The sequence below is a fragment of the Amycolatopsis orientalis DSM 40040 = KCTC 9412 genome (assembly GCF_000478275.1).
GTDB lineage: Bacteria > Actinomycetota > Actinomycetes > Mycobacteriales > Pseudonocardiaceae > Amycolatopsis > Amycolatopsis orientalis.
The window spans coordinates 226,764-246,883 of record NZ_ASJB01000042.1; the positions used below are offsets into that span (position 1 = coordinate 226,764).

27 protein-coding genes are annotated in these 20,120 nt (G+C 67.9%); 13 read left to right on the plus strand and 14 right to left on the minus strand.

What is annotated here, in order from left to right; all coding sequences use genetic code 11:
* Window positions 1-15: 15 nt before the first annotated feature.
* The 4 genes from L324_RS11335 to L324_RS11350 form a co-directional block, all read right to left on the minus strand.
* The gene (locus L324_RS11335) at window positions 16-1,329 is read right to left on the minus strand and encodes a SidA/IucD/PvdA family monooxygenase (RefSeq protein ID WP_037306259.1); all 1,314 of its coding nucleotides are present in this window, start codon (window positions 1,327-1,329) and stop codon (window positions 16-18) included.
* A 59-nt stretch (window positions 1,330-1,388) separates the two neighbouring features.
* On the minus strand, window positions 1,389-2,645 hold the full coding sequence (locus tag L324_RS11340; protein ID WP_037306260.1) for an ATP-grasp domain-containing protein: 1,257 nt from the start codon (window positions 2,643-2,645) through the stop codon (window positions 1,389-1,391).
* A gap of 269 nt (window positions 2,646-2,914) precedes the next feature.
* Window positions 2,915-3,283 carry a hypothetical protein gene (locus L324_RS11345; RefSeq protein ID WP_037306261.1) on the minus strand — a complete coding sequence of 123 codons (369 nt, stop codon included), beginning with the start codon at window positions 3,281-3,283 and terminating at the stop codon, window positions 2,915-2,917.
* Between the two features lie 144 nt (window positions 3,284-3,427).
* Entirely contained in the window at window positions 3,428-3,835 is a 408-nt protein-coding gene (locus tag L324_RS11350; RefSeq protein ID WP_037306262.1) for a VOC family protein, read from the minus strand.
* Between the two features lie 333 nt (window positions 3,836-4,168).
* On the opposite strand from L324_RS11350, the gene L324_RS11355 reads away from it, so the two are divergent.
* Window positions 4,169-4,648: a DUF2975 domain-containing protein gene (locus L324_RS11355; RefSeq protein ID WP_037306264.1), complete on the plus strand. Its 480-nt coding sequence runs from the start codon at window positions 4,169-4,171 to the stop codon at window positions 4,646-4,648.
* Window positions 4,648-4,860 (plus strand): helix-turn-helix domain-containing protein, encoded by a 213-nt coding sequence (locus L324_RS11360; RefSeq protein WP_037306265.1) that lies wholly within the window; start codon window positions 4,648-4,650, stop codon window positions 4,858-4,860. Before L324_RS11355 ends, L324_RS11360 begins: the two co-directional genes overlap by 1 nt.
* A gap of 6 nt (window positions 4,861-4,866) precedes the next feature.
* Here the strand turns inward: L324_RS11360 and L324_RS11365 are convergent, their stop codons facing one another.
* Window positions 4,867-6,180: a cytochrome P450 gene (locus L324_RS11365; protein WP_037306266.1), complete on the minus strand. Its 1,314-nt coding sequence runs from the start codon at window positions 6,178-6,180 to the stop codon at window positions 4,867-4,869.
* 70 nt (window positions 6,181-6,250) lie between these two features.
* On the opposite strand from L324_RS11365, the gene L324_RS11370 reads away from it, so the two are divergent.
* Window positions 6,251-6,871 (plus strand): UdgX family uracil-DNA binding protein, encoded by a 621-nt coding sequence (locus tag L324_RS11370; RefSeq protein WP_037306267.1) that lies wholly within the window; start codon window positions 6,251-6,253, stop codon window positions 6,869-6,871.
* A gap of 1 nt (window position 6,872) precedes the next feature.
* Here L324_RS11370 and L324_RS11375 read toward each other — a convergent pair whose 3' ends face one another.
* Together L324_RS11375 and L324_RS11380 are read right to left on the minus strand one after the other, a co-directional pair.
* A complete protein-coding gene (locus L324_RS11375; protein ID WP_037306421.1) occupies window positions 6,873-7,067 on the minus strand; it encodes a hypothetical protein in 195 nt (64 codons plus the stop codon).
* A gap of 83 nt (window positions 7,068-7,150) precedes the next feature.
* Complete coding sequence (locus L324_RS11380) at window positions 7,151-8,113, minus strand: TIGR03557 family F420-dependent LLM class oxidoreductase (RefSeq protein ID WP_037306268.1); 963 nt, start codon at window positions 8,111-8,113, stop codon at window positions 7,151-7,153.
* 111 nt (window positions 8,114-8,224) lie between these two features.
* On the opposite strand from L324_RS11380, the gene L324_RS11385 reads away from it, so the two are divergent.
* From L324_RS11385 to L324_RS11395, 3 genes are all read left to right on the plus strand, one after another.
* Complete coding sequence (locus L324_RS11385; protein ID WP_037306269.1) at window positions 8,225-8,557, plus strand: hypothetical protein; 333 nt, start codon at window positions 8,225-8,227, stop codon at window positions 8,555-8,557.
* Between the two features lie 64 nt (window positions 8,558-8,621).
* Window positions 8,622-9,074 carry an ATP-binding protein gene (locus L324_RS11390; protein WP_037306270.1) on the plus strand — a complete coding sequence of 151 codons (453 nt, stop codon included), beginning with the start codon at window positions 8,622-8,624 and terminating at the stop codon, window positions 9,072-9,074.
* A complete protein-coding gene (locus L324_RS11395; RefSeq protein WP_037306271.1) occupies window positions 9,071-9,859 on the plus strand; it encodes a SigB/SigF/SigG family RNA polymerase sigma factor in 789 nt (262 codons plus the stop codon). Before L324_RS11390 ends, L324_RS11395 begins: the two co-directional genes overlap by 4 nt.
* Before the next feature lie 302 nt (window positions 9,860-10,161).
* On the opposite strand, the gene L324_RS11400 is transcribed toward L324_RS11395, so the two are convergent.
* The 3 genes from L324_RS11400 to L324_RS11410 all read right to left on the minus strand — a co-directional run bounded on the left by L324_RS11400 (window position 10,162) and on the right by L324_RS11410 (window position 11,545).
* On the minus strand, window positions 10,162-10,491 hold the full coding sequence (locus L324_RS11400) for a DUF3140 domain-containing protein (protein WP_037306422.1): 330 nt from the start codon (window positions 10,489-10,491) through the stop codon (window positions 10,162-10,164).
* A gap of 30 nt (window positions 10,492-10,521) precedes the next feature.
* On the minus strand, window positions 10,522-10,986 hold the full coding sequence (locus L324_RS11405; RefSeq protein ID WP_037306272.1) for a hypothetical protein: 465 nt from the start codon (window positions 10,984-10,986) through the stop codon (window positions 10,522-10,524).
* A gap of 97 nt (window positions 10,987-11,083) precedes the next feature.
* Window positions 11,084-11,545 (minus strand): SRPBCC family protein, encoded by a 462-nt coding sequence (locus L324_RS11410; protein ID WP_037306273.1) that lies wholly within the window; start codon window positions 11,543-11,545, stop codon window positions 11,084-11,086.
* A gap of 137 nt (window positions 11,546-11,682) precedes the next feature.
* On the opposite strand from L324_RS11410, the gene L324_RS11415 reads away from it, so the two are divergent.
* The 6 genes from L324_RS11415 to L324_RS11440 are packed head-to-tail and all read left to right on the plus strand — an operon-like array spanning window position 11,683 to window position 16,309.
* Complete coding sequence (locus tag L324_RS11415; RefSeq protein ID WP_037306274.1) at window positions 11,683-12,096, plus strand: phage holin family protein; 414 nt, start codon at window positions 11,683-11,685, stop codon at window positions 12,094-12,096.
* Entirely contained in the window at window positions 12,093-12,398 is a 306-nt protein-coding gene (locus L324_RS11420) for a DUF3618 domain-containing protein (RefSeq protein WP_037306275.1), read from the plus strand. Before L324_RS11415 ends, L324_RS11420 begins: the two co-directional genes overlap by 4 nt.
* A complete protein-coding gene (locus L324_RS11425) occupies window positions 12,395-12,661 on the plus strand; it encodes a DUF4235 domain-containing protein (RefSeq protein ID WP_037306277.1) in 267 nt (88 codons plus the stop codon). Before L324_RS11420 ends, L324_RS11425 begins: the two co-directional genes overlap by 4 nt.
* A gap of 15 nt (window positions 12,662-12,676) precedes the next feature.
* Window positions 12,677-13,972 (plus strand): NAD(P)/FAD-dependent oxidoreductase, encoded by a 1,296-nt coding sequence (locus tag L324_RS11430; RefSeq protein ID WP_037306278.1) that lies wholly within the window; start codon window positions 12,677-12,679, stop codon window positions 13,970-13,972.
* Window positions 13,973-13,985: 13 nt separating this feature from the next.
* Window positions 13,986-14,489 carry a hypothetical protein gene (locus L324_RS11435; RefSeq protein ID WP_037306280.1) on the plus strand — a complete coding sequence of 168 codons (504 nt, stop codon included), beginning with the start codon at window positions 13,986-13,988 and terminating at the stop codon, window positions 14,487-14,489.
* A gap of 29 nt (window positions 14,490-14,518) precedes the next feature.
* Window positions 14,519-16,309 carry a thiamine pyrophosphate-requiring protein gene (locus L324_RS11440; RefSeq protein ID WP_037306281.1) on the plus strand — a complete coding sequence of 597 codons (1,791 nt, stop codon included), beginning with the start codon at window positions 14,519-14,521 and terminating at the stop codon, window positions 16,307-16,309.
* Between the two features lie 3 nt (window positions 16,310-16,312).
* On the opposite strand, the gene L324_RS11445 is transcribed toward L324_RS11440, so the two are convergent.
* The 3 genes from L324_RS11445 to L324_RS11455 form a co-directional block, all read right to left on the minus strand.
* Window positions 16,313-17,074, minus strand: coding sequence for a glucose 1-dehydrogenase (locus L324_RS11445; RefSeq protein ID WP_037306282.1), 762 nt, complete (start codon window positions 17,072-17,074; stop codon window positions 16,313-16,315).
* A gap of 49 nt (window positions 17,075-17,123) precedes the next feature.
* A complete protein-coding gene (locus L324_RS11450) occupies window positions 17,124-17,720 on the minus strand; it encodes a TetR/AcrR family transcriptional regulator (RefSeq protein WP_037306283.1) in 597 nt (198 codons plus the stop codon).
* Between the two features lie 232 nt (window positions 17,721-17,952).
* Window positions 17,953-18,321 (minus strand): winged helix-turn-helix transcriptional regulator, encoded by a 369-nt coding sequence (locus tag L324_RS11455; RefSeq protein WP_037306285.1) that lies wholly within the window; start codon window positions 18,319-18,321, stop codon window positions 17,953-17,955.
* A 62-nt stretch (window positions 18,322-18,383) separates the two neighbouring features.
* Between L324_RS11455 and L324_RS11460 the strand changes: the two genes are divergently transcribed.
* Complete coding sequence (locus L324_RS11460; protein ID WP_037306286.1) at window positions 18,384-18,920, plus strand: GNAT family N-acetyltransferase; 537 nt, start codon at window positions 18,384-18,386, stop codon at window positions 18,918-18,920.
* A 25-nt stretch (window positions 18,921-18,945) separates the two neighbouring features.
* Here the strand turns inward: L324_RS11460 and L324_RS11465 are convergent, their stop codons facing one another.
* A complete protein-coding gene (locus tag L324_RS11465; protein WP_037306287.1) occupies window positions 18,946-20,019 on the minus strand; it encodes a TetR/AcrR family transcriptional regulator in 1,074 nt (357 codons plus the stop codon).
* Window positions 20,020-20,120: the final 101 nt, after the last annotated feature.

The window sequence follows — 20,120 nt, forward strand, 5'->3', positions numbered from 1 at the left end:
CTTCCTTTCCGTGGCTCAGCGGGTGGCGACGATGGGTGCGGTGTCCGACGTCGGCTGCGGCGGCACCGAAGGGGTTTCCCCGCGGTGGGCGAGGATGTCCTGCAGGATGTCGTTGGCGCGGGGCGCGAGCACGCTCAGCAGCGAGTCCGCGATCCCGTGTGTCGCCTCGTTGACGCCCTGGAGGTAGGCGGCCGCGGTGGCGGGCTGGTCGATCTCCAGCCGGTAGTCACGGGTCACCTTGATCTCGGAGAGGCCGATGGACTTCGCGATCTCCTGGATCATCCTCGGCATCTCCGGGGAGAAACCGGTGCCGAGCAGGACGAGATCGGTACGCAGTTCCTGCGTCTCCCCGGTGCGCCGGTCGGTCAGCTCCAGCACGATCTCGTCGCCTTCGTCGCGGGCGTCGGTGATGTCGTTCATCGTGATCATCCGCAGCCGGGAACGACCGGAGAGGCGGTCCAGGTAGATCGAGCGGTAGAGCGCGTCCATCGTGCCCGGCGCCAGCCCGGAGTAGTTCGTGTGGTGCATCTCCTTGAGCATCTGCTCGCGGGCCTCCGGCAGCGCGTCGAAGAACTTGTCCACATGGGACGGGAAGAACAGTTCGTTGTTGAACTTGCTGCTCTCGTAGTAGTTCAGGCCGATCGAGCGCATCACCATGGTCGGCTTGCATTCGGGCAGGTCGTTCTGCACCGCGCCGAACAGTTCCGCCGCGCTCTGCCCGGCGCCGATCACCGCGACGCGGTACGGGAGATCCTTGCGCAGCTTGGCGATCCTCGGCAGGTACTGCGTGCTGTGGATGACGCGGTCCTGGTTCACCGTCCGGAGCCGGTCCGGGATCCGCGCGTCCCGGCCGGCACCGACCACCAGGTAGCGGCTGCGGATGACCTCGCCGTCGGCGATCCGGGTCTCCCAGCCGGTGAGCGTGCCGTCCGTCCACACAGGAGTGATGTCGAGGCATTCCCGGCCGCGCTGCAGGTCCACCAGCGACAGCGAGTCGGCCGTCCACCTGAGATAGTCGGCCAGCTCGACCCGGTACGGGACGAAGCTGCCCATGTTCACGAACTCGTTGAGCCGGTTGGTGTCGTGGAGGTAGTTGAGGAACGAGAACCGGCTGCGCGGATTGCGCAGGGTCACCAGATCCTTGAGGAACGAGACCTGGGACAGCGCCTCCGGCAGGAGCATCCCCCGCTGCCAGGACACCTCCTCGTCACGTTCGATCAGGACCGAATCGCGGGCCAGGCCGGGTGCGAGCTCCTCCAGTGCCACTGCGAGTGCCAGGTTGGACGGTCCTGCTCCGACTGCGAGAAGCTCGACATCACGGTTCGCCATTGTTTGCTCCGCCATCGTTTGAGAGTGCTGGGAAGGTGTTCTGCGGTGCCGGGGCACGGTCAACCACCGGTGGCCACCGAGGGCAGCAGGGGGTACGCGGTCAGCCGGACCAGGGCCATGGCCTTGTCCAGCACCACTTCACAGTCGTCGGGATCACGGCCGGCGCAGATCACGTACGCGTGACGCGAGATGAACTCCGCCGGCGGGAGCCGCATCCGGGCCCCCGGTTCGACGAGCACGTCGGAAGCGAGGATCCCGTTGCCCAGCAAGGTGTCCGGCACGGACACCGACTCGACGACGCAGTCCTGCTTCGGGTAGCCGAAGCGCACCCCGACCCACCGGTCCTCGGCCTCGTACGGGATGTGGGGCCGCATGCCGAGTGCGACGTCGACCGCGGCCGCGCCCGGGTCGATCCCGGTCGCGAAGCGGGCCAGCAACGGGATCAGATCCCCACCGAGCCTGCCGTTGATCTCCACGATCACCGGCCCGCGTTCGGTGAGCTTGAGTTCGGTATGGGTGATGCCGTAACGGAAATCGATCGCGCTGTGCGCACGGGCCAGCGTCGACCGGAGTACGGGGTCGGCGAGCAGTTCGTCCGAGGAGCTGACCAGATGGCCGAGTTCCTCGAAGTACGGATGCATGCCGACCGTCTTGTGCGCCAGGAACATCGGCGTGTACTCGCCGTCGACCACGGCGCCGTCCACACTGATCTCCGGGCCGGTCAGGTACTCCTCGACCAGCGCCCCGCCCTGGTAGGCGGGCGAGCCGCCGAAGCTGGCGTCCTCCGCGGTCCGGAACGCCTTCCGCACCGCCTCGCCGTCTTCCGCGAGGCTGACGCCGATGCTGGCCCCTCCCCCTCGCGGCTTGACGACGACCGGATAGCCGATCCGCTCCGCCACGCGGATTGCCTGCTCCTCGTCGTGCACGAAACCGAAGTCCGGTTGCGCGACCCCGGCCGCGGTGAGTGTCCGGCGGCTGAGCCATTTGTCACGGCAGCCCTCGATCGCGGAGATCCCCGCGCCCGGCAGGCCGAGTTCGTCCGCGACGTGCGCCGCCGTCACGATCAGCGCCTCGTCCCACGACACCACCCCGAGTACCGGCGTGGCCGCGTTCACCGCGCGGGCCGCGGCCAGTACGGCGTCGCGGTCCTGCAGATCCAGCACCGTGCCGCCGGTGATGTGACGCTCCTGCCAGGTCTGTTCGGTCCCGGTGAACAACCACAAGGGATGCCGGTGCCCGGCCGACGCCAACAGGTACTCCCGGTACGGCCGCATCCCGCAGCCGATGACCAGGACAACACCCTCCGCTGAGCTCATTCCCTCTCCCCACCAGCCCGTCGCTTCGTCGCGGGCTACTACATCCCGGGGATTGGTTGACCGGAACCCTTGATTCGCGCAGAACAATCAACGGGATGCGCTGGGAGGTCACGTCTCGCGGTGCCTGTCTGAAGTGCCTACGTCGCCGGCGGCTGCCCTCGCCCCCGGTCCGTGAAGGCCTCCTTGAGGGTCTCTGGGTCTCTCAAGGAGACCTTCACGGAAGTCGTGTTCGCTACAGACGGCACACCGGCACAGCCTCGGCGGCCGGTCTAGTTGCGGTTCCCGTAGGACTGCTCGCACGGATATCCGTCGCGGTCGGCGTCCCAGCTCAGCGGACGGCCCGCGGCCACCCAGGCGTTGAACGCGTACTCGAAGGAGTACCCCTCGGCGAGAAGCCGCTGACACGAAGTGAGCCGTTGGACCGTGGGCGCCCGGGTGACCGTCACCGGCGGCTCCACGACGACCACCGAAGTAGGCGGCGGAGGAGCGACGACCACGGCGGTGGTCGTCGCGGGCGGAACGAGCTCGCGCACCACGGTGATCGGGGTACCCGCGGTCGGTGTCCCGCACCCGCCCAGTCCCCACGCGGTAACGGCGGTACCTGCCGAAACCAGCAGTGCCGCGAACTTCCTGTTCATATCCTTGCCTCCCGATGGAACCGTCGGACCTTCTCCGGAAAAGGTCGGCGGTTCCATCGGTGTCATGACATGAATCGCGTGATCGAGGCCCTAAGTCCCCGGAAGTCGGGAGCCATGGCAGGGCCCGCACCGGGCCGGAAAGCCCTAGGACTGGACGACGTTCACCATCCACGAGATGCCGAACTTGTCGGTGCAGGCACCGAATTCGTCACCCCACATCTGCTTTTCGAACGGGACCGAAACGGTGCCTTCGGCGGAAAGTTTCTGCCAATACCCGCGCAATTCCTCACCGTCGTCACCACTGAGACTGATCGACAGATTGGTACCCGGCTTGTGCTCCATGCCCGGCGGCGTGTCCGAGGCCATGATCGTGTACCCGCTCGGCGAATCGAGCTGGGAGTGCATGATCTGGTCTTCCACGGGCGAACCCGCCATCCCGGATTCGCCGAAGGTGTTCAGCGTGAGTTCCCCGCCGAACACCGACTTGTAGAACTCCATGGCCTGCCGGGCGTCACCGGCGAAGCTGATATACGGATTGAGACGGGAAGCCATTGGACGCTCCTTCGGATCGGGTCACGAGCATCCTGACAGACACCCCCGGACGCGACAATGGCAGAACTACGGCCGGGTGAGTCCTTTCCGGCAGCGAAAAGGTGCGCGTGACAAGTAACGCATTCAGAGGACTAAATGCACGAGGGGAACTCGCGCCGAAGCCGACGTCACTTTGTCGCGAACACCGTTCCGCCGCCGGTACTTGCCGACGCCTCGCCCACGACGGCGCCACAGCGCACGCCGGGGCGCCACGGCGTGCGCCAGGACCAGGCCGGGCTCGTTAGGCGATAGCTACCGATTGACTTTCGATAGATAACGCGCGAAACTCGACGCATGATCACAGGGCAACGGGCGGTCGCGCCCCTCAGAGTGTTCCTCGTGCTGCTGTTCGGGATCCTGGTCCTCTTCCAGACCATGTCCCTGCCCGGCCAGTTCGCGCATATGGCGCGGCAAGACCCCGAAATGGCTTACCTGCGCTGGCCCGCGACGGCCGTTTCGGTCTTCTGGGTGCTGTGCGTCCAGGTCGTCGTGGTGGCGACCTGGCAGCTGCTCACCCTGGTCAAGAAGGACCGGATCTTCACCGAGGCGTCCCTGCGCTGGGTGGACGCGATCGTCTGGGCGATCCTCGCCGGCTGGCTGGTCCTCGCGGGCGTGTTCCTCTACGTCGGCTTCAACGCCGACGACCCTGGCCTGCCGCTACTGCTGTTCCTGGCGTTGATCGGAGTCGCCGTCCTGGGTCTCCTCATGGTCGTGATGCGCACACTGCTGAAGCAGGCCACCACGCTGCGGTCCGATCTGGAACAGGTGATCTGATGCCGATCGTCGTCCGCATCGACGTCGAGCTGGCCAAACGCAAGATGAGCGTCGGCGAGTTCGCCGACCTCGTCGGGCTCACCCCGGCGAACGTGGCCGTACTCAAGAACGGTCGCGCCAAGGCGGTCCGGTTCAGCACCCTGGAAGCGATGTGCCGGGTCCTCCAGTGCCAGCCCGGCGACCTGCTCGAATGGGTCGACGACGAGGCCTAGCCGCGCTCAGCCGGAGACCAGCTCGAACTTCAGGTGGAAGTTGTCCAATGTCGCGGGCAACGGCCGCTCCGGGCCGAGGATCGCGCCGGAGACCAGCGTGAAGCGGCGGTCTCGGATCAGGTGGGCGAGCATCGTGCTCGCGCAGAACAGCACCAGGTCCCGGCCGGGGCAGATGGCGGGCCCGGCGCTGAAGGGGACCAGCGCCGGGTTGCCCGCGGCGCTGCCGTCCAGCCAGATCTCGGGTTCGAACCGGTCGGCGTACGGCATGGACTCCGGATCGCGGTGGAAGAACGGGGTGAAGATCAGCACCGTGGTCCCCGGCGGGCCCCAGGCGGTGTCGGCGGTGCTCTCCCGCAGGAGCGCCGGCGTGGTCGGCCACAACCGGACCGATTCGAGGGCGCAGGCACGCAGGTAGGCGAACTGGTTCGGGCCACCCGGATCGGCGTCGCGGACTTCCTCGTCGGCCCGTTCGCGCGCGGCGGGGTGGGTGGCGAGCAGCGCGAGCGTACGGAAGGTGACGATCCCCGCGGCGTCGAACGCGAAGAGCCAATGAGCCACCTGGTCCGCGACGATCTCGGGTTTCCGTTCCGCTTCGGCCGACGCGATCACCTCGGCGAGGCTGCCCGGCTCGACCCGCTCCAGATGTTCGAGGAGCCGCGTGCGGAATCGGGCGTAAAGGCTTTCACGCCGGGGATGCGCGTAGGCCCAGTTCGCGTCCTTGCGCAGCCGGGCGAGCATGTCGGTGAGTACGTCGTCGTCCGCGGCCGACTCACCCAGGACGACCTGGCGGACGATCCGCCACCAGGCGATGTTGAAGGTGTCCCAATCCAGGGTTCCGTTGTCCCACAACGATTCCGCTTCCTTGGCGATCACCACCGCGAAGGGCTCGGCGAGGTCGTGCAGCGGACGGCCGGGTTCGAGGACCTCCTCGTTGAACCGACGGCGCGGGGGCCGGTCGGCCGCGTCCGAGATCAGCACGCCGTGCGGCTGGAAATGCCCGAGCGCGGCCCTCTTCTCCTTCGTTGACGGGCTGAAAGGCACCGGGGCGGCGGCCAGCACCTCGGCGACGTCCTCACCGGAAAGCGCCAGGTCGATCGACCGCCCGGGGACGCGCAAGCGCAACGGCCCCGGGCCGTACCGGGACCTCAGCCGCCCGAGCAGCCGGACCGCCGGCCGGTCCAGTTGCAGTTTCTGGGCCGCGGCCAGGCCGAGTGGCCTGCGTTTGATCACCCCGCCCGCGAGGGTGGGTAGAACGACCTGCGCGGCGACGCGGAGCGTGTCCTGGACGGAGGCGGTGGCCGGTTCGGTGTCGGTACCCATGCCGGTCGGTTACCCGCCGCGGTCGGCGTGAAACGGTTTGACCGCGCGACGAGCCGGGAAATCGGCCGGAATGGCGACCAAGGCACCCGGGGCGGCTCCGCCCGACACCACCGATCTGGACCGTCTCCGCGAGGCGGCGTCCTCCTGTCACGGATGCGATCTCTACCGCGACGCGACCCAGACCGTCTTCGGCGAAGGGCCTCGCCAGGCGGAGATCATGGTGGTCGGCGAACAACCCGGCGACCAGGAGGACCGGGCGGGCGCCCCGTTCGTCGGGCCCGCCGGGCGGCTGCTCGACCGGGCCTTCGACGAAGCGGGTTTCGACCGGCGGAAGATCTACGTCACCAACGCGGTCAAGCATTTCAAGTTCAAACGTGACGAACGGGGCAAGCGGCGCATCCACAAGACGCCGTCGAGGACCGAGGTCGTCGCGTGTCGCCCGTGGCTGCACGCGGAACTGACGGCCATCCATCCGGAGCTGCTGATCTTCCTCGGCGCGACGGCGGCGAAGGCGCTGCTGGGCGATGATTTCCGCATCACGCGGAGTCGTGGGGAGCGGATCGAGCTACCCGAATTCGACGTCACCGCGGTCGCCACGGTTCACCCGTCCGCCGTACTGCGCGCGCCGGACCGCGACGAGGCCTACCAGGCCTTCGTCGCGGACCTCGTGGCTGCGCGCGGCGGCCGCTGAATCAGGCCACTTCGGAGCTGCGGCCGCTGCTCTCGTGCAGGCCCAGCATGTCCAGCAGCTTCGCGCAGTCGTCCGCGCTCCTGGCGCGTGAGGCGACGGCGAGTGCCGCCTTCCGGCGTACCGCCTGCTGTTCCGGCGAGTCCTGTCCCTCCGGGAGCAGGTCCGGTACCGGGTGAAGGCCGAGTTCGTTGCTCATCTGTTCCCCCTTCGGATGAAGGCCGTCGTAGGGCCAAGTACCCACGACAGCCGGCTTGAACACAGGTGACTCCGTTCGGGTGATCAGCCCCGCAACGCCGGAAGCAGCTTGTCCTCGGCGAACCGGAGGAAACCCTCCTGCTGATCGCCGCCGATCTGGATCAGGGCTAGGTCGGTGAAGCCCGCGGCCTCGTACTCGGCGGCCTGCTTCACGATCTGCTCGACGTCCGGTCCGCACGGGATGGACGCGGCGACGTCCTCCGGTTTGACGAACTGCGTGGCCCCGGCGAACCCCGCGGGCCCCGGCAACTCGGCGTTGACCTTCCAGCCGCCACCGAACCAGCGGAACTGCTCGTGCGCGCGCTGGATGGCGGCGTCGCGGTCCTCGCCCCAGGAGATCGGCATCTGGGCGATCTTCCGGCTGGGCGGGCCGAGTTTGGTGGCGTCCCATTCCCGGCTCAGCGACGCGTCCGGCTCCACCGCGATCATCGCGTCGGCGATCGGGGCGAACCTGGTCACCGACTGTGACCCGGACACCGCGACGGCGATCGGGACCCGCTGCTCCGGGAGGTCCCACAGCTTGGCCGAGTCCACGCGGAAGTGCTCACCCGCGTAGTTGAAGTACCCGCCGTCGAACAGCCCGCCGATGATCTGGACGGCTTCGGCCAGCATCTCGTGGCGGACATTCGCCGGTGGCCAGCCCTGGCCGATGACGTGCTCGTTGAGGTTCTCCCCCGCACCGAGCCCGAGGGTGAACCGGCCGTCCGAGAGCGCCTGGACGGTCGCCGCCTTCTGTGCCACCACCGCCGGGTGATAACGCATGATCGGGCAGGTCACGAAGGTCATCAGTTCGACCCGTTCGGTGCTCTGCGTGACCGCTCCCAGCACGCTCCACGCGTACGGCGAATGGCCCTGTTCGTCCAGCCAAGGCGAGTAGTGGTCGCTCATCACCTCGAAGTCGAAACCCGCCTTCTCCGCTCCGGCGGCGTACCCGACCAGGTCCTTCGGTCCGGCCTGTTCGGTCATGAGTGTGTAGCCGATGCGCATCGAAGCCTCCCTTCGCGTCTGACCTTCGCGTACCCGCCGGTTCCCGCGATCAACCGGACGTTTATCCGGCGAATCGATCGGGGTACCTGACCCGGGAAGAGAGGAGCAGCCATGCCTCAGCAGAGTTGGAGCGACAAACGAGAACGTCAGTACGAACACATCAAGGAATCGGCGAAGGACCGCGGCGCGAGCACCGACCGGGCCGAGGAGATCGCCGCGCGCACGGTCAACAAGAACCGCGCGCAGGCGGGCGAGGCGCGCGAGGCGAGCCGCACCTCCGTGCAGGACATGTCACCTCAGCGGCGGGGTGGCAAACGCTCGGGGAAGCGGCTGGGCCCGAACGGCCCGACCAAGGATCAGCTGTACAACGAAGCGAAGAAACGCAACGTCAAGGGTCGCTCGAAGATGTCCAAAAAGGACCTTCAGCAGGCCCTTGGCCGTTGATCACGCGTCCCGCGGCGGGCTCCCTCCGCGGTTGTCCCACGGCGACGGACGGATAGGTTTCGGAATGGATGCACATGGACGGGGCGGTCTCACCCCCCAAACCCGGCCACCGTCGGACGGTATGTTCGACCGGGTCGAACTCCGCCTGCCCGCCGAGGCGGAACAGATTCCCCTCGTCCGCACGCTCACCCATGGGGTGGTGTCCCGTGCGGACTTCGGCTTGGACGCCATTTCAGACGCGAAGATGGCCGTCGACGAAGCCTGTTCCCAACTCGTCCAGCCCGCGGAACTGGGAGCCGTGCTGTGCTGTGTGTTTCACGAGATTCCCGAGGGCATCGCCGTCTCGATCTCCACGCGGACGACGAAGCCCTATCTGCCGAGCGAAACGACGTTCGGCTGGCATGTCCTGACGACCTTGACGCATTCGGTGACGGCGCACTGCGCGCCGATCCCCGGCGAAACAGGGGGTACGACGACGATCGACCTCGTCCTGGCCCCGGGAACGAGCGACGGGTGAGCGGGGAGCGCAAAACACTCGCCCGGCAAGCGGACGACTACGCCCATTGCGAACCCCTCTTCGAAGAGCTGGCCGCCTTGCCGGAGGACTCTCCGCGCCGCCGGGAACTGCGCGCCCGGCTGGTCACGGAGCTACTGCCGCTCGCCGAGCACATCGCGACCAGGTTCTCCGGCCGGGGCGAGCCCCGCGAGGATCTGGTGCAGGTGGCGCGAATCGGCCTGATCAACGCAGTCGACCGCTTCGACCCCGGCCGCGGCCACGATTTCCTCTCCTTCGCCGTACCCACGGTCATGGGCGAGGTGCGGCGGCACTTCCGCGACACCGGCTGGTCGGTCCGGGTACCGAGGCGGCTCAAGGAACTCCACGTTTCGCTCAGCCAGGGCACGGCCGCGCTGTCCCAGAGCCTCGGCCGCGCGCCGACGCCGACCGAACTCGCCGAGTACCTCGGGCTCGAAGTCAACGAGGTGCGTGAAGGGTTGCTCGCCGGCCAGGCGTACCAGACGTTGTCGGTGGACAAGCCGGTCCACGACGACGCCACCGAAGCCCTCTCCCTCGCCGACACGATCGGCGAAGAGGATCACGACATGGCGTTGGTGGAGACCCATGAGGCGCTGCAACCGTTGCTGCGGGAACTCCCGAAACGGGAACGCGCGATCCTCGTGATGCGGTTCTTCGGGGGCTACACCCAGACGCAGATCGCGGAGAAGGTCGGCATCTCGCAGATGCACGTTTCGCGGCTGCTTTCCCAGACGCTGGACCAGTTGCGGGGCAAGCTCTCGGAATGAGCCCCACACAGACTCGTGAGTGGTATTGACGGTTCTAACCGTCAATACCACTCACGAGCCTGAACCGACCCTGCCCCTTCGCCCCCATGCCCCGTATGAGGTCCGTGAAGCGATCCACCGGTAATGGTGGGTTGGGATGGTCGTGAGTGGTAAGTGTCGTTAGAACGACACTTACCACTCACGACCAGCGGCTCTGCGACTTGCCGGGACCCTGCTCTCCAGGTAGGGAATGAGCCCCAAAGACTCGTGAGTGGTAATGACGGTTCTAACCGTCATTACCACTCACGAGGGGTTGGGCACTGTCAGACGGGTTTCAGCGGGTCGTGCCCCAGCGACATCAGCCTGTGCCGCCAGTGCGCCTCACCCGCGACCGGTTCCAGGTCGTCTCGCCGCTGGTCCTCGACCCGCCGGACGACCGAGCGCATCACCCGCTCGTCCTCGGCGGTGAGGTCGGTCCTGCGCTTGCCGAGGATGCTGAGCACATGCCGTCCGGTCGGCGTTCCCGCCTGGTCCGGCAGCGCTTCGTCCTCGTCGTCGGCCGACCGCGTGCGCAGCCAGTCGGCCAGTTCCCGCGAGGTCATGTTGACCACGCGATGGAACTCGTCCCACAGTTCGTCTTCGATCTCGTGCACGGCGAAACCTCCTGCCAGCACTCGACTTTCCTACGGCGTCGTGTACGGCGCGTGCTGCTCGATCGACGGGCTCGCGGTCGGGAATCGTCCTTCCTGACCGGGAACCGGGGTCACCGTGGTGCCCTGCTGTTCGGGCTCGACACGCTGCCGCGGGCGGTTGATCACCGCTTCGGCCTCCTGCTCACCACGGATCCGCGAGAGCACGCTGAGCGTGATCGCGTGGGCGATGGCCAGCACCAGCAACAGAACACCCAGCCTGCCCACCACACCCGGCAGGTCACTGCCGCCGATGTCGACGGTCGACAGCAAGGCCAGCACGCCCAGCGTCGCGAGGTGGAACAACACCGTGACGAGCCAGGTCATGGACGCCCCGGCGGCCGGATCGCCGTGGGAACCTCGCAGGTAGCGCTTACCGCTCTGGTAGATGATCAGGCCGTCGAGCATGACCAGTGCCACCCCGATGACGAGGAAGGCTACGTACGCGTTGGTAGTCATGCCGGGACGCTCCCTTCGTTAAGGACCTCACCCACTGAAGTACCCGGGACCTTCGCCTGGAAAACGCCGCTTTCCAGGCGAAGGTCCCGGGAACGGGTCAGCTGCCGGGGCGGTCGACGTCGCCGCGCCACGCGCCGGACTCGTGACCGCGGCTCTCGATGAACTCCTTGAACCGCTTCAGGTCGCCCTTGACCCGGCGATCGAGGACACCGAGTTTGTCGGCGACGTTCTCGGCGAAGCCCTCGGGGTCGATCTCCATCTGCGCCGTGACCCGGGTCTTGTTGTCGTCAAGGCGATGGAAGGTGATGACGCCCGCGTGGTCGGGACCGGAGTCCGAGGTCCACGCGACGCGCTCGTCGGGATGTTGTTCGGTGATGGTCGCGTCGAATTCCCGGCTCACACCACCGAATTTGGTCACCCAGTGGGTGTGGGTCGCGTCGATTTGACGGATCTCCTCGACGCCCTCCATGAACTTCGGGAAGGACTCGAACTGCGTCCATTGGTTGTACGCGGTCTTGACCGGTACTTCGACGTCCACCATTTCGGTGATCGTGCTCATGCATCCTCCTGTCGGTTGGGTGCTTTTCGAGCCGGCACTCTTTCGGCTACCCGGTGCCCGGGAGGCCGAAACTCGCGGTGATTGACCGCCCGTACTCCCGGGTACCCGGCGAGCAGAACGCTCCGAGGAGGTGCTCCATGATCGAACAAACCCACCGGAAGCCGCCGTCAGACAAGTCGGTCGGCGAATTGGTCTCCGACCTGAGCGACGAGGTCAAGCACTTGGTGCGCGACGAGATGCGGCTGGCCGTATTCGAGTTGCAGGGCAAGGGAAAGCGGATGGGCGTCGGCGCCGGGCTGTTCGGCGCGGCCGGGATCTTCGCCCTGTTCGGCCTCGCGACCCTGATCGCCGCGGTGGTACTGGCACTCGCGCTGGTGATGCCCGCGTGGCTGGCGGCCGTGGTGACCGGCGCGGCGCTGCTGCTGATCGGCGGGCTTTCGGCCGTCATCGGCCGCAAGGAGGTCGCGAGCGCGACCCCGCCGGTGCCGGAAGAGGCCATCGAAGGCGTCCGCAAGGATGTCGACACCGTCAAGCAGGGAGTGCGCTCATGAGTGATTTCCCCAAGAACGCCGAAGAAGCCCGCGCCGATCGCGACGTGACCCGCGAGGAACTCACCGAGACCCTCGACGCATTGGGCCAGAAACTCGACGTGAAGGCCCGGGTCAACGACAACCTGGACGCCAAGGTCGACCAGGCCGGCGAAAAGATCGCCGAAAAGATTTCGGAGCCCGCCGCGGAAAAGTTCCGTCAGGGCACCGAAGTCGTCCGCGCCAACCCCCTGCCGGTCTTCGCCGGGATCCTCGCGCTGCTCGTGACGATCCGCCTGATCATGCGAAAGAGGTCTTCTTCGTGAACAAGGTCCTCTACAAACCGATGAACATGGTCATCAGCGCCCTCGGCGGGATCCTCGCCGGCGCCGCGTTCAAGCAGATCTGGAAACGCGTCAGCGGTGACGAGGACGCGCCGGACGCCATGGACCGGGACTTCACCTGGACCCAGGTGATCGTCGCGGCCGCCGCGCAGGGCGCGATCTTCGGCGCGGTGAAGGCGGCCACGGAACGAGCGGGCGCGGTCGGCTATCGCAAGGCGACCGGCGACTGGCCCACCAAGGACTGACCCGGAAGGGTGACGATGCGCGTAGTGATCATCGGCGGCGGCTTCGCCGGCTACAACGCCGCCAAGACCCTGCTCAAATCGGTAGATGACGACACTGAGATCGTCGTGCTGAACCCGACCGACTACTTCCTCTATCTTCCCTTGCTGCCCGAGGTCGCCGCCGGGATCCTCGAACCCCGGCGCATCTCGGTGTCCATCCCGGGGACCCTGCGCGGTGTGCGGCTGGTGCTCGGCACCGCGACGTCGGTCGACTTCGACGGCCGCAGCGTGAGCTATACCGACCCCGAAGACCGCGACTGCCGAATCGGATACGACAGGCTCGTGCTGGCCGTGGGCAGTGTCAACAAACTGCTGCCGATCCCCGGCGTATGCGAGTACGCCCACGGCTTCCGTGGCCTTCCCGAGGCGCTCTACCTCCGGGACCACGTCACCCGGCAGATAGAACTCGCCGCGTCCGCGACGGATCCGGCCGAACGCGACGCGCGGTGCACGTTCGTCGTCGTCGGCGCCGGGTACACCGGGACCGAGGTCGCCGCGCAAGGTCCGGCGTTCACCGCCGCGCTCGCCGCGCGGCATCCCGAACTCGAAGGCCAGAAGATCCAGTGGCTGCTGCTGGACGTGGCCGACCGCGTCCTGCCGGAACTCGACCCGCGCCTGGGCGCCACCGCCGACGAGGTGCTGCGGTCACGCGGCGTCGAGGTGCTGATGAAGACGTCGGTCGACAACGCCGGCGACAAGGGCGTGGAACTGACCTCCGGCGAATCCGTGCCGACGCACACCCTCGTCTGGTGTGTCGGGGTGCGGCCGGATCCGCTGGTCGAGGACCTGGGTCTCAAGACGGCCAAGGGCAGGCTCGTCGTCACGGCGCAGCTGAACGTCCCCGGGCGCCGGGACGTCTACGCGTGCGGCGACGCGGCCGCCGTCCCGGATCTGACGCGGCCGGGCGAGTACACGCCGATGACGGCCCAGCACGCCGAGCGGCAGGGAAAACTGGCCGGACGGAACGTGGCCGCGTCACTCGGGCATGGCTCGCACGGTACCTACCGGCACAACGATCTCGGCTTCGTCGTCGACCTCGGCGCCCATCAGGCCGCGGCGAATCCCTTGCACATCCCCCTTTCCGGGCTCGCCGCCAAGGCGGTCACGCGCGGCTACCATCTGCTGGCCATGCCGGGCAACCGGCTGCGGACCGCCACCGACTGGGCGCTGGAAGCGGTGGGCAAACGCCAAACCGTCCAATTAGGACTTGTCCGGTCAGGCTCAGTGCCATTGGACACCGATTCCCCGGAGCTTCCCCGTACCAGGTGTTAGAAGAAAGGTGACCATGTCCGGCGAATCCGATTCCGTCCGGGCCGAGGGACCCTCGGTCGTCACCGATGGCGGGAACGAGGCGGCGAAACTCGTCGTCCTCGATCCCGCGGGCGAAGGCAAGCACGGTGAACTCCCGGCGACCTGGCGGCCGCTCACGGCCCAGCGTCAGGTCATCTGGTGCCGTCTGCCGGTGGACGGCGCGTTGACCCAGGCCGAGGACGTGGTCGGCGACGCGGAACCCGGTGGCCCGCCGATCGACCTCGTGGCGAGCGGGGAGGCCGCCGCGGACGCGCTGCGGCTGGCCGAACGGCATCCGGGCGCGGTCGGCCACGTCCTGCTGGTCGATCCCGTACCGGACGAGAACTCCGAGCAGGCCGAGCGGGTGCGGTCGGCGGGGACCGAGGTCGAAGTGCTTCCCCACAGCACCGGCGAACCGTTCAACCGGATCCCGCCGCCACTGCCGCTCGGGCATCCGGACGTCGTCGCCGGGATCACCAAGATCCTCGAGGACGTTTAGCCGCCGGAGGGCGGCGGTATCCGGCGCCCATGAGCGAAACCGTTGCTGACCATGTACTGACCAGGTTGCGTGAATGGGACGTCGGGCAGGTCTTCGCCTATCCCGGCGACGGGATCAACGGGCTGGTGACCGCGTTCGGCGCGGCGGGCGACAAACCTCGCTTCGTGCAGACACGCCACGAGGAGATGGCGGCGTTCGCGGCCGTCGGGTACGCGAAGCTGAGCGGACGGCCGGGCGTCTGCATGGCGACGTCCGGCCCTGGCGCGATCCACCTGCTCAACGGCCTGTACGACGCCAAACTCGACCATGTGCCGGTGGTCGCGATCGTCGGGCAGACGGCGCGCAGCGCGATGGGTGGCAGTTATCAGCAGGAGGTGGACCTCCAGGCGTTGTTCAAGGACGTCGCGAGCGAGTACCTCGTCGAGGTGAACGTTCCCGAACAGCTGCCGAACGCGCTCGACCGCGCCCTGCGCACGGCGATGGCCCAGCGCGCGCCCACGGCGCTGATCATCCCGGCGGATCTGCAGGAGGAGACCTACCGCCCACCGCAGCACGAGTTCAAGCACGTGCCGTCCTCCCCGCCGGATCACCCACGAGCCAGCGTCATCCCGCCGACCGAAGAGATCACCCGGGCCGCGGAAGTGCTGAACGCGGGCGAAAAGGTCGCGATCCTGATCGGGCAAGGCGCGCGCAACGCCGTCACCGAGCTGCGTGAGGTCGCCGACCTCACCGGCGCCGGCGTGGCGAAAGCATTGCTGGGCAAGGACGTCCTGTCCGACGACCTGCCGTACGTCACCGGCTCGATCGGCCTGCTCGGCACCCGGCCCACCTACGAGATGATGCGGGACTGCGACACGCTCCTGATCGTCGGTTCGAATATGCCGTACGCGCAGTTCCTGCCGGAATTCGGCCAGGCACGCGCCGTCCAGATCGACATCGACCCCCGGTTCCTCGGACTGCGCTATCCCACCGAGGTCAACCTGCTCGGCGACGCGAAGGGCACTCTGCAGCAGCTGATCCCGGTGCTGGAACGCAAAACCGGACGCGGCTGGCGGGAGAAGATCGAGAAGAACACCGCCGCATGGCAGGAGACCGTGACCCGCCAGGCGATGCTGGAGGCGGATCCGGTCAACCCGATGCGCATCGTGCACGAACTGTCCCAGCGGATCCCCGAGGACGCCATCGTCACCGCGGACTCCGGTTCGGCGACCAACTGGTACGCCAGGAATCTGCGCATGCGCGGCCGGATGCGCGGCACGCTCTCCGGGACGCTGGCGACGATGGGTTCCGGTGTCCCGTACGCGATCGGCGCGAAGTTCGCCCACCCCGACCGTCCGGTTGTCGCGCTGGTCGGCGACGGGGCGATGCAGATGAATGGGATGGCCGAGCTGATGACCATCGCCCGGTATCGCGAACTGTGGGCCGATCAGCGATGCGTCATCTGCGTGTTCCACAACGGCGACTTGAACCAGGTCACCTGGGAGCTGCGCGCGATGGGCGGCTCGCCCAAGTTCGAACCTTCGCAGAGTCTGCCGGAAGTGTCCTATTCGGACTTCGCGCTCGAAGTCGGCCTCGGCGGGATCGCCGTCGACGATCCCGCCCGGCTCGGGGAAGCGTGGGACGTCGCGCTGTCGGCCGACGTGCCGACCGTGCTCGACGTCCGCTGCGATCCCGAGGTGCCGCCGATCCCGCCGCACGCCACCTTCGACCAGCTCAAATCGATGACCGAAGCCGTCCTCAAGGGCGAGCCCGACGCCTGGCACCTCGTGACGCAGGGGATCAAGACGAAGATGCAGGAACTGCTGCCTTCGCGCCATTAAGGCTCAGGCGCTCGCACCGCCGTCGAGGACCATGTCGTGCCCGACGACGTACGCGGATTCGTCCGAGGCCAGCCAGAGCACCGCCGCGGCGATCTCTTCGACCGCGCCGATCCGGCCGATCGGGATGACCGCACGGAGCCGTTCGGCGCGGTCGGCCTCGGTTTCCCCCGGCCGGAGCGACATGCCGGTGTCGGTGGCGCCGGGGCTGACGGCGTTGATGCGGATCCCTTCGGCGATGTGGTCGCGGGCGGCGGTGCGGGTCAGCACGCTCACAGCAGCCTTCGAAGCGGCATAGGCGGCCATCCCCGACAGGCGGCTGTGCGAGCCGAGGTTGGACGCCATGTTGACGATCACTCCCCCGCCACCTGCCCGCATCTGCGCGATCTCGTGCTTCATCGACAGCCAGGTGCCGGTGAGGTTGGTGTGCACCACGGCGGTGAACCCCTCTTCGTCGAGATCGGCGGTCGGCGCCGGGCTGCCGAGCACCCCGGCGTTGTTGAACGCGACGTCGAGTTTTCCGTGACGCCGCACGGTTTCGGCGACGAGGCGTTCGACCTCGGCGCCGACGCCCACGTCCGCGGTCACCGCGTCGGCCTTGCCGCCCTCGGCTTCGATCTCCTTCACCGTCTGACGCAGTTTCTCGCCGTCCCGGCCGGAGACGACGACCTGCGCGCCTTCACGCGCGAAGGCCACCGCCGTGGCACGGCCGATCCCGGAACCTCCGCCCGTGACCAGGACGACCTTGCCGCTGAATCGCTTCCCCACAGTAGCCAACTTTCTGGTCTGATCGTTCTAGTATTTGGTCCTGAAAAAATCACCGCGGACGAGCGGCTTCGAGTACCGCGATGGCCTGCTTCGCCGTCGCGCGGGCCCGCGGCGCGGGATCCGGCCCTTTGCTCAGCACCCGCATCCCCTGCAGGACGGTGAGCAGGAAGCCGGCGAGCGCCTCCGGATCCGCGGTGGCGTCGAGTTCGCCTTGCGCCTTCGCCCGGCTCAACGCCATCCGCAAGGCCAGGTCGAGCGCGTCCCAGCTGCGCTCGACCACGCGCGCGACCTCGGGATCCTTCGGCATCATCTCCATGGCCGCGTTGACCACGAAACAGCCGTGGCGCCCCGATTCGCCGAGGATCTCGGCGAGATAGCGCTCGATGAGCCGCCGCACCCCCGCGAGTGCGGGCCCCGGTCCGGCGAAGTCCTCGACGAACCGCTCGTTGCCCCGGGCGACGTACCGGTTCAAAGCCGTCAGGTACAGCTCGTGCTTGGTACCGAACGTCGCGTAGAGACTCGCTTTGCCGATACCGAGCGCGGAGACGAGGTCGTTGACCGAAGTGGCCTCGTAACCCTGTCGCCAGAACAGTTCCAGCGCGGCGTCACAGGCCGCGTCGACGTCGAATTCCTTCACCCGGGACACGAGAGTCAACCTACCCGTATCTGGAACAGTCAGTCAAATAAGTACCGGTGTGCCCTGGGTCTCTTGAGTGGTCGGCGCGCGCAGCTTGATCAACACAGGATCAGGGACATACCCCGGAACCCGGCGCACCCCGAGTGTGGAGGATTCGGGACGTTCAACGTCCCGAATCCTCCACACTCGAACCCCACACGGCTTTGTGAGTGGCGATGACGGTTCTAACCGTCATTACCACTCACGAGGGCGAGTCGTAGGCCGACCGGGCCTTCTCCACCTTCGGCAGGTTCTCCGTCGACCAGTCCGCCAGGGTCGCGAACAGTGGCGCCAGGCTCCGGCCGAGGTCACTGATCTCGTACTCCACCCGGGGCGGCACCTCCGCGTGATAGGTCCGCGTGACCAGGCCGTCGCGTTCCAGCTGCCGCAGCCGCTGGGTCAGCACCTTCGGCGTGATCGTGCCGATGCGCCGCTCGAGTTCGACGAACCGCTGCCTGCCGAACTCGTTGAGCGCCCACAGGATCGGCGTGGTCCAGCGGCTGAAGACGAGGTCGACCACCGGGGCGATCGGACAGGCCTGCTCGGGGGGCGTCGAGGTTTCGGCACGCATACGGGACTCGCTTTCCTGAGGATACCAATGCTACCCGGACGAGGACGGCGTAACGTTCTGTCATGGACTTGACCACCGAAAGGCTCGTCGTCCGTGACTGGTCCGAGGACGACGCCGAAGCCGCGCTGGCGATCTACGGCACCACCGACGTGACCCGGTGGCTGACCCCGGCGATGGACCGGGTGGCCGACGTCGCGGCCATGCGCTCGGTACTGCAGGCCTGGCAGCAGGCGCAGCCCAATCTCGTGCCGCCGCGCGGAAGATGGGCGGTGCGGCGCAAGGAAGACGGCGTGGTCGTCGGCGGGCTGGGCATCCATCTGCTGCCACCGTACGAAGAGGACCTGGAGATCAGCTGGCAGCTGCATCCGGACGCCTGGGGCGAGGGGTACGCCGCCGAGGCCGCCCGCGCGCTGATCTCCTGGGCGTTCACCCAGGACACGGACGAACTCTTCGCCGTCGCGCGGCCGAACAACGTGCGCGCCATCGCGACCGCGAAACGGCTCGGCATGGTCTGGGTCGGGGAAACCGAGAAGTACTACGGACTTCGCCTGCAGGTGTACCGGATCCGGCACACGGACCTCACGTCTCGTGAGTGGTGATGACGGTTCTAACCGTCATCACCACTCACGAGACCGTAAGACCGCCCGTCACCGAGACGGCGTGCCCCGCACCGCGCCCGTCCGCGCCGGCGGTGATCCTCCCCCGTTCGACCCGGACCGCGGCCTCGGTCTCGTCGCTGACGGCGAGCACCCCCGCGGCGGCCGCCAAGGTCCCGGTCACGTCGCACACCACACGCAGCCCCGGCCAGGCCCGCTCCGGGAAGGCCTGTCGCAGGCCACCGCACACCTCCGCCACGAGCAGCCGGGTCAGCGGGACCAGTTCGTCGGGCTCGCTGGTCACGACGGCCACGGTGACGTCGCCGCCGTAGGCCCGGACGGCCTCCTCGGCGCCGGCCAGCCGGTGGGTGCCCAGGACGACGACCACGCCGTCGGCGGGCACGAACGGTTCGGCGCGCACGAGGTCCACGGCCTCGGGCGGTGACCAGGGCCGGTCGGCCGCCTGCGCGGTGGGCGCGAACACCGGCGGCGCCCACCAGTCGTTGAGGGACAGGCCCGCCAGCCGTTCGCAGGCGCTCACGACGTCGAACGGTTCGACCAGCCCCGGCGCCGCGGCCGCCAGCTGGCCCGCGCCGTGCAAGGTGGTCAGCACGGTCTCCGCGAGCCGGACGCGCCGCGGGATCGGCGCTCCCGCCGGGCGATCCGGCGGGTCCAGGCGCTCCAGCGCGAGCCCGAGCACCAGCCCGTTGAGCTTCACCAGCTGCGCGAAGGGACGCCGGATCCGCTCGTCCGCGAGTACTTCCGGCATCAGGTCGCGGGCGAGGCCCGCCTGCTCGTCGTCCAGGGGGAACGCCGCCACCCTCGCCCTGGCCAGCGCCCCCAGCGCGTCGTGCGGCGTCTCGCCCGGCACGGCGTGCGGCGCCCCGGCGGACCGTTCCGCCAGGTCGGCCAGTACGGCGAAGTACAGCGCGCGTTTGCCGGGGAAGTTCGAGTAGACCGCGCCGCGGGTGAGTTCCGCCCGTTCGGCGATGACGTCGATCTTGGCCTCGCGGAAACCCCGCGCCGCGAACTCGTCGCGGGCGGCGGCCAGCACTTTCGCGCGGTTGCGCTCCTGCGTCTCCGCCCTGCTCAGCCGGACCATCGGTCTCCTGTCAGCCACCACGATTGCCCTCGGACCCGGATCAAGATACCTTGACCATTCAGATGATGAGAACATCTGATTTGAACATCCGAACTGGGAGA